This window comes from Desulfovibrio sp. X2 (assembly GCF_000422205.1).
In the GTDB taxonomy this organism is placed as follows: domain Bacteria; phylum Desulfobacterota; class Desulfovibrionia; order Desulfovibrionales; family Desulfovibrionaceae; genus Alkalidesulfovibrio.
Map to the genome: position 1 here is coordinate 1 of NZ_ATHV01000045.1, position 7,086 is coordinate 7,086.

At 70.1% G+C, this 7,086-nt stretch carries 7 protein-coding genes; 3 read left to right on the forward strand and 4 right to left on the reverse strand.

The window, feature by feature from the left end; translation table 11 throughout:
- Positions 1-63: 63 nt before the first annotated feature.
- From DSX2_RS12910 to DSX2_RS12925, 4 genes are all read right to left on the reverse strand, one after another.
- Positions 64-2,481, reverse strand: coding sequence for a methyl-accepting chemotaxis protein (locus DSX2_RS12910; protein WP_020881532.1), 2,418 nt, complete (start codon positions 2,479-2,481; stop codon positions 64-66).
- Between the two features lie 537 nt (positions 2,482-3,018).
- Positions 3,019-3,453 (reverse strand): nuclear transport factor 2 family protein, encoded by a 435-nt coding sequence (locus DSX2_RS12915; protein ID WP_020881533.1) that lies wholly within the window; start codon positions 3,451-3,453, stop codon positions 3,019-3,021.
- Between the two features lie 396 nt (positions 3,454-3,849).
- The gene (locus DSX2_RS12920) at positions 3,850-4,233 is read right to left on the reverse strand and encodes a hypothetical protein (protein ID WP_020881534.1); all 384 of its coding nucleotides are present in this window, start codon (positions 4,231-4,233) and stop codon (positions 3,850-3,852) included.
- A gap of 198 nt (positions 4,234-4,431) precedes the next feature.
- Positions 4,432-5,127: a LexA family transcriptional regulator gene (locus DSX2_RS12925; RefSeq protein ID WP_020881535.1), complete on the reverse strand. Its 696-nt coding sequence runs from the start codon at positions 5,125-5,127 to the stop codon at positions 4,432-4,434.
- Between the two features lie 250 nt (positions 5,128-5,377).
- On the opposite strand from DSX2_RS12925, the gene DSX2_RS17725 reads away from it, so the two are divergent.
- The 3 genes from DSX2_RS17725 to DSX2_RS12940 are packed head-to-tail and all read left to right on the forward strand — an operon-like array spanning position 5,378 to position 6,989.
- Positions 5,378-6,331: a hypothetical protein gene (locus tag DSX2_RS17725; protein WP_020881536.1), complete on the forward strand. Its 954-nt coding sequence runs from the start codon at positions 5,378-5,380 to the stop codon at positions 6,329-6,331.
- The gene (locus DSX2_RS12935; RefSeq protein ID WP_020881537.1) at positions 6,328-6,759 is read left to right on the forward strand and encodes a D-Ala-D-Ala carboxypeptidase family metallohydrolase; all 432 of its coding nucleotides are present in this window, start codon (positions 6,328-6,330) and stop codon (positions 6,757-6,759) included. The genes DSX2_RS17725 and DSX2_RS12935 overlap by 4 nt, the downstream gene beginning before the upstream one ends.
- Complete coding sequence (locus tag DSX2_RS12940; RefSeq protein ID WP_236615122.1) at positions 6,756-6,989, forward strand: hypothetical protein; 234 nt, start codon at positions 6,756-6,758, stop codon at positions 6,987-6,989. Before DSX2_RS12935 ends, DSX2_RS12940 begins: the two co-directional genes overlap by 4 nt.
- Positions 6,990-7,086: the final 97 nt, after the last annotated feature.

The window sequence follows — 7,086 nt, forward strand, 5'->3', positions numbered from 1 at the left end:
CGCTTCGTTTTCGGGCAAGGCCCGGGGAGGCCGCAGCCTCCCCCGGCGTCTTCCTGCGGTTCCCTACCCGGCCACGTCCTTCAGGTTCTTGGCCAGGTCCGCCAGGGTGTTCACGTCGCTCGACGAGCTGTCCACGGCCTGGGTGGTCTCGTCCGCGATGCGCGAGATGTCCGCGATGCTGCGGTTGATCTCCTCGGAGGTGGCGGACTGCTGCTCCGCGGCCGAGGCGATGGAGTGCACGCGGTCCGTGGTCTGGCTCACGAGGCGCACGATCTCGCCCAGGGCCTCACCGGACTTGGAGGCCAGCTCCGTGGCGCGTTCCACGGCCTTGGCCGCGCCTTCCACGTCGTTCACGTTGCGGCGCGCCCCGTCCTGGATGGACTTGATGGCCTCGCCGACCTCCTTGGTGGCGGTCATGGTCTTCTCGGCCAGCTTTCTCACCTCGTCCGCGACCACGGCGAAGCCGCGGCCCGCGTCGCCCGCGCGCGCCGCCTCGATGGCCGCGTTCAGCGCCAGCAGGTTGGTCTGGTCCGCGATGTCGGTGATCACGTTCATGATCCGGCCGATGCCCTCGGCCTGCTTGCCGAGCTCGCCCATGCCCGCCTTCATGGCCAGGGCCTGCTCGCGCACCTGGGCGATGGCGGTCACGGCGTCGGCCACGATCTTGGCGCCCGCCTCGGCGCGGGTGCGGGCGTCGCCCGCGAACTCGGCGGTCTCGGCGGCGTTCTTGGCCACCTCCATGACCGTGGAGTTCATCTCGTTCATGGCGCTGGCCGTGCTCATGATGTGGTCGCGCTGGCGTCCGGAGCCCGCCACGATCTGGGTGAAGGCGGCGGACAGGTGCTCGGCCGTGGAGGCCACGTGCACGGCGGCCTCGGAGGTCTGGGCGTTGATGCGCTCCACGCGCTCCATGTTCTGCTTGAGGACGTCCTCCTGCAGGACCATGTCGGTCACGTCGCGCGCGACCTCCACGTAGCCGACCTTGTTGCCGTGGCAGTCCTTGACCACGTCGCCCATGGGGTTGATGTAGTGCGGCTTCTCGGGCGTGCCGATGTTGATGATCTCCGCCTCGAAGGAGCCCTGGATCTTCTTGGCCTGGTGGATGGGGCAGTTCTCGGTGCCGCAGGCCGGGGTCTTGAAGAGGTCGGCGCAGCGGTACTGCTTCAGCTCGGCCATGGAGTGGCCCAGCAGCTTCTCGGTGGCCGTGTTGGCCATGAGCATCTTGTAGTCGTCGTCCACGGCGAAGATGGGGTCGGGCACGGCGTTCAGCATGTTCACGTAGCCCTCGGCCTCGCACATGATGTTGTCGATCTTCTTCATCAGCCGGTTGAACCAGGTGGCCAGGTCGCCGATCTCGTCGTTCTGGCGCACGGCCAGCTCCTGCTTGAGGTCGGCCTTGTCCTGGGCGATGTCCTTGATCAGGCCGACGATGCCGTTCACCGGGCGGACGACGTAGCCGCCCACGAGCAGCCAGACCATGATGCCGGGCACGAGGAGCACGGCCAGGAGCACGCCCACCAGGACCTTGCTCACGTCGCCCATGATTCCCTGGACCGGGGCGAGGTCCAGCGAATAGACCACCACGCCGATCTGGTCGCCCTTGAAGTCCTTGATGGGGAACGCGGCGAGGCCCGTGGAGCCCTTGTTCTCGACGGAGAGGTCCTGGGCGCCGCGCGTAAGCAGGCCGACGTCCACGAGCTTGGCGGCCGGGGAGTCGACGCCGCCGGAGACGAGGACGAACTTGCCGTCCAGCACGGGGTTCTTGCTCGGGTCCTGCAGGCGGGTGGCGATGGAGAGCAGGCTGGAGTTCATGTACAGGAGCAGGCTCTTGCCGTCCTTGCCCGCGGCGTTCTCGAGCACCTTGTCGAAGCTCGCCAGGGCCTCGACCGAGCCGAGCTGCTTGCCGTTCTCGTCCATGACCGGGGCCAGGCCGCGGATGGCGAAGCCGCCGCGCCCGACCTCGATGCCCTTGACCGGCCTGCCGGTCTTGTTGACCTCCACGACCGTGGGCCTGAAGGACTTGAGGTCGTCGGAGACGTCGACCCACTTGCCGTCGACCTTGCTGTTCTTCTTGCGCCACAGGCGCACGAGGCTTCTGGCGTTGGACAGGTGGAAGTGCAGCTCCAGGTCCTTGCCCATGATCGCCTTGTAGCCGCTGGCGGCCCCGGAGAGCTTGGCGCGGAGCATCTCGCGCGCGGCCTGCGCCTGGGGGTCGTTCTCGTCGTCGATGTTGCCCGAAAGCGCCGTGCGGTAGGCGTCGATGACGTCCGGAAGCTGGGAGAAGGAGGCGGCCAGCTCGAGCGCCGAGTCCGCGGCCTGGTCGATGCCGTTCTGCACCTCGGCGGCCTTGGCCGCCACCCGGTCGTGCACGGTCATGGACGCGAGATCGTCCAGCTGCCGGTTGACCACGATGTAGCTGGCCGTTCCCAGGACCAGCACGGAAATAAGCAGCGGCAGAAGGAATTTCAGCCTGATGCCCACGATGAGACCCCCTTTGGCGGCGGCACCTGGTGCCGCCGCGGCGAATGCGGAAAACCCCGGCGATTTCGGCGGGTAATCCGGAGCGTTGACTATATTCTTTGTACACTATCGGGCAAATGGATGGCTATAGGAGAGGAGGGCATGTGAAAAATTTCCCAACAAAAATAACCAATCACCGCGGAATCATCCGGAATTCCGGGAACACAGGCTTTTACGGACACTGTTCCGCGAAAATCCGGAAGCATCGTGAACGGGTGAACGGATTTGCGGCGCCCGCGTGGCGGGACAGCGGCGACAAGGCCGGGAATTCCTGGGGCAAGGGGCAATGCGGGCGGTATGCGGGCGGCATGCGGGCGGACAGGAGCCCGCCGCATGCCTGGAGCCGGATGTCGTGCGGGGATGCGGGGGGGGAACGGGACACCCCCGACACGGGAAAAGGCCGCGCGCCGCCCTCCCGGCCGTCGGGCCGCAGCTTCAGGCCGTAACCTCAGGCCGCGCCTTCAGGCCGGGGGCCGGGCAGCGGGGAGACCCGCGGCCTCAGCCCCTGGTCGAGGGCGGACACGGCAGGTCCAGGAGCCCCAGCTCCGCGGCCGCGCCCAGGGTGTCCTCGTACAGGCGCAGGCGCGTGATCCTGCCGCCCTCGACCTGGATGTGGAAGGCCAGGTCCAGGGTGAAGCGCTTGTCCGTCTTGCCCGCCACGTGGCTGAAGCGGCCGAGCACCACGGCATCCTTGTCCTGGGCCAGCACCTGGGTCACGGCCAGGCGCATCTGGTCGGAAACGGTCAGGGGCCACAACTCCTGGAAAAAGGCCTCCATCTCCGCCCGGGTCCGCCGCCTGCCCGCCCAGGGCAGCACCGGCTCGCCCGGCACGTACCAGTCGAACTCGTCCGCGAACAGTTCCGCAAATCCCCGCAGGTCACGCGAGGTCAGCCGCTCGGCAAAGATCCTGGCCACTTCGTTCGTGCTCTTCATGGCAATCTCCTCCTGGGTTTGCCCGCGGCTTTGGGCGGCAGGCGAACGGAAAATCCCCGGGCGGGCCGTGCGGCCGAACGCGCCGAGGCGCCTGCGGCGGAGGCCCGAAGGGACGGCGCAGCGGCGCCGCCGGGATGCCGCGGGACGAGTCGGGAATTCTCCACCACGCGCCAGCATACGCGAACACGCCCATGCCACAAGCGCATATCCCGGCCGGAAGGGCCCGGGTTCCAGGCGCGCCGCCCCGGAGGTACGCGCGCCAGGCGATATGCGGCGCCGCCTTCCGGCCGTTCCGGTCAAGTCGGGGCGCGGCAGGGATTTCGGGGACAGAACGCGGGACGGGCTGCGCGGACCGCGGGAACGCGGGAGCGCGGCGACCGGCCCCGGAGCGGGGAGCTAGGTCCGCTCCGGGGTGGACGGGAACGGGGAGGCCGGAACCGGCGGAAGCGGCCGGGCCGCGGACGACGGGGACGACGGGGACGACGGGGACGGGAGCGCTTTGCGCGCGGGCAGGCGCAGCGCCCGCGCGGCAGGGCACCGGCCCTTTGCCCGGGAAGAAAGGAGCCCGGCCTCGGGCTCGGGCTCGGGCGGCAGGGCGGCCAGGGGACGCAATGCCACGGGCAGGGGCTCGCCGTCCCAGCGAAGCCCCGGGAAAGCGGCCCGGGGCAGCTCGGTGGCCTCCTCCCCGGTCTCCCACAGGCCCAGGTCCCGGTTGCGCTCAGGCAGCGCGGGGTGCAGGCGCAGCCCGCCGTCGGCATCGCGGGCCAGGTAGAGGGACATGTCGGCCTCCGGGGGTGATCGCGTTGCCGACAATATTCTACAATGTAGAACTAATGTCAAGGTCAGTTCGAGCTTCGCGCAGGCTGGATCGTGGAAACGGCAGAAGGGCGCGTCCGCCTCCCGAGACAGCGGCGAAGGGGCGAAGACGAAGCGGGCGGTGCAGGCGCGTCCGGGCGGCCGGCCCCGGCGCGGCCCGGATCAGTCCAGCTCGCGCGCGGTCCAGACGCAGCGGGCGCGGATGCGGAAATGCTCGCCCGGGCGCACCGGCGTCTCCACGTTGCCGTTGTCCGAGACGATGACCGGGCCGTCCGGCCCCGAGCGCAGCCGCTTGATGACGATGCCGTCGCCGAGCTCGACGAGGAAGATGCGGCCGTCCGCGAACTCGGTGCGCGACTCGTCGCAGAGCACGATGGAGCCGTCCTGGATGGTCGGGTGCATGGAGTCCCCGTCCGCCCGGACCACGACCATGCGCTCCGGGTTGCCCTTGGTGCGCAGCCAGTCCGTGCGGAAGGCGAGGTGCGAGCGGGCCTGGCGCGAGAGGCGCTGGCTCTCGCCGCCCATGGCGGGCACCGCCTCCAGGAAGGGCACGGTGGTCAGCCCGTCGGCCCCGTAGGGGGGCGAGGGCTCCGGCATGCGGAACGAGGGGGCGCTCTCCTCCCCGCGCAGGATGGCCCGGCCGATGGCCAGCATCTCCTCGTAGGGCACGTTCAGGAAGCTGGCGATGTAGCGCCGCGTCTCCTCCGTGCCGCCGCCCCGGCCCTGCTTGATGTCGGCGATGTAGGAGGACTCCTTGTTCATCGCCTCCGCGAGCCTGGCCTGGGTGCCGCGCGGCTGCTCGCGCAGCACGTGCTTGAGCGCCGCGCCGAAGATCTTGCCCGTGGTGAGGTCGTACATAGGCACTCCCTAGCATGATTTGGACGAAATTGATACTCTAGTTTTCAGAACATTGCACTTGATATCTTCGATTCAATCGAATAAATTGTCTCGGACATGCACGCGCCCTACCGGCAGCGCCCACGGTTCCGGGCGCGGCAGCCGAAGCGCACCGGCCGCCCCCTGGGCGGCCGCATGTTCAACGGCGGCCCCGGCTCCTTCTCGGGGACCGCCAAGCGCCGCTCGCGCGGCACGTGGGGGGAGAGGCCTCATGCACAGGGGATTCATCAAGTTCTGGCGCAAAGCCTTCGATTCGGGGATGCACCGCAACCACAAGCTCTGGGCCGCCTGGACCTGGCTGCTCTGCCACGCCGTGCACAGGCAGCAGTCGGTCTACTGCGGCGGCAGACGTGTGACGCTCAGGCCCGGGCAGCTCCTGGCCGCCCGCTCGCATCTGGCCGAGCAGTGGAACATGAGCGAGCGCAGCGTGCGCACGGTCCTGGCCGCGCTGGCCAAGGGCGGCTGCCTGACCGTCCAGGCGACCAGCCGCTACTCCCTGCTGACCCTGACCAACTGGGAGATCTACCAGGCGCGCGGCCCGCTGCCGACCGGCCGCCGACCGGCCGCCGACGCACCGGCGACCGCATATGAAGAAGGAAGAGAAGAGACAGAAGGCGAGAACCCCATGAGCGCCGACCCGCCTTCCCTGCCCGACACCCCTGCCGCCTCTTGCGCGGCAGAAGAAACGGCGGCGGACGCCGCCGCGCGCGCGGTCTCCCGCGGTTTCGGGCAGGGAAAACCCCATGCCCGCCCGGGCGCTCCGCTCTCCGGTCCGGCGCTTGAACGCTTCCAGGCCTTCTGGCAGGCCTTCGGCTACAGGAAGGGCCGCGCGGAGGCCGCCGAGGCCTGGGCCGCCCTCGAGCCTGTGGCCGACGGGCTCTTCGCCCGCATCCTCGCGGCCGCCCGGCGCGAGGCGGCCGAACGGCCCGCGCTCCTGGCCCGCGGCCGCACGCCCAAGATGGCGCGCGGCTGGCTCGCCGGACGCCGCTTCGAGGACGAGCCAGACGCCCCGCTCCCGGCCGCCGCGCCCGCGCCCCTGGCCCCGAAGGGACCCGATCCCTTCCTGGACGCCATGGCCCGGGCCCGCGCGGACGCCGTGGCCATGCCCCAGGCCCTGCGCGGCATGATCGCCCGCGACGCCGCCCCGGCCGGGAGGGCGTCATGACCGGCTACCGCCCGAGCCACTTCGCGCTCGAGGAACTGGTGCCCCCCGAGCTCCTGGCCGCGCACCCCGAGGACGTCCTCTGGGGGCTGCTCGAACCGCGCATGCTCTGGACCCTGGACGCCCTGCGCGAACGCTTCGGCCCCATCGCCTGCAACGACTGGCGAAGCGGCGGGCACAACAGATACAGGGGCCTCAGGCCCCACGACTGCACTACCGGCGCCGCACTTTCCGACCACAAGTTCGGCCGCGCCGCAGACCTCGTGCCGCTTCGCGCGGGCGTGGACGAAGTCCGCGCCGCCATCCGCGCAGAACCGGACCACGAGACCTTCAAACACATAACCGTGGTCGAGGAGGACGTGCCATGGCTGCATCTGGGATTCCGCAACCGCGACCGCGACCGGCTCGGCGTGCTCTGGGTGAGGGCATGACCATGCCCATCCTGCTCATCGGCCGCAAGGCCATCGCCCAGGCCATCGGCGTGGGCTACAACTCCATCCCCGAACTCGCCGAGAAGCACGGCCTGCCCGCCTGGCAGGACGGCGGCAGAGGCGTCTGGAAGGCCCTGCCCGACGAGGTCTCCGACTGGCTCAAGCGGCGCCGCCGCCGCTGCGTCAGATCCCGCCGCCGCCGCACCGCCACCACCACCGGCAACGCGTAAAGCCGCGCCCGGGCCGGTCGGCGGAAGAGGCCTCCGGCGGCCAGGGAGGGGGCTGTGCGCCCCCTCCCTGGACCCCCCCTGCGCGAGGCTCAGCCTC